This window comes from Flavobacterium sp. UGB4466, from assembly GCF_903469665.1.
GTDB lineage: Bacteria > Bacteroidota > Bacteroidia > Flavobacteriales > Flavobacteriaceae > Flavobacterium > Flavobacterium lipolyticum.
In genome coordinates this window covers 1-389 of the sequence record NZ_CAGKLC010000284.1, presented here as the reverse complement: position 1 = coordinate 389, position 389 = coordinate 1, and the positions used below count along the sequence as shown (strand labels likewise).

The window sequence follows — 389 nt, the reverse complement described above, 5'->3', positions numbered from 1 at the left end:
GATACAGCGGTAACGATAAGATACACGGTTGCTTCTAACGGAAGTTGTGCCGCTAGCAGTTCAGATGTTACCTTCACGGTGAATGCTTTTGCAGGTACAGCGACTAATACCACTCCAACTACTGCTATTTGCGAAACGGCTACCAAAACCTTAACTGCTACACCTGCGGGAGGTACCTGGAGCATTGTTTCAGGAGGCGGAAGTATTACAGGATCGGTTTACACCCCAGCTAATGTTACAGCAGATACAGCGGTAACGATAAGATACACAGTTGCTTCTAACGGAAGTTGTGCTGCTACCAGTTCAGATGTTACCTTCACGGTGAATGCGTTTGCAGGTACCGCCAATAATACCACTCCAACTACTGCTATTTGTGAGACTGCTACCAA

At 46.8% G+C, this 389-nt stretch carries 1 protein-coding gene; it reads left to right on the top strand.

Annotated elements, in window-relative coordinates:
• The coding region (locus JO950_RS22075; RefSeq protein ID WP_202704559.1) for a hypothetical protein at positions 1-389 on the top strand (389 nt) is incomplete at both ends.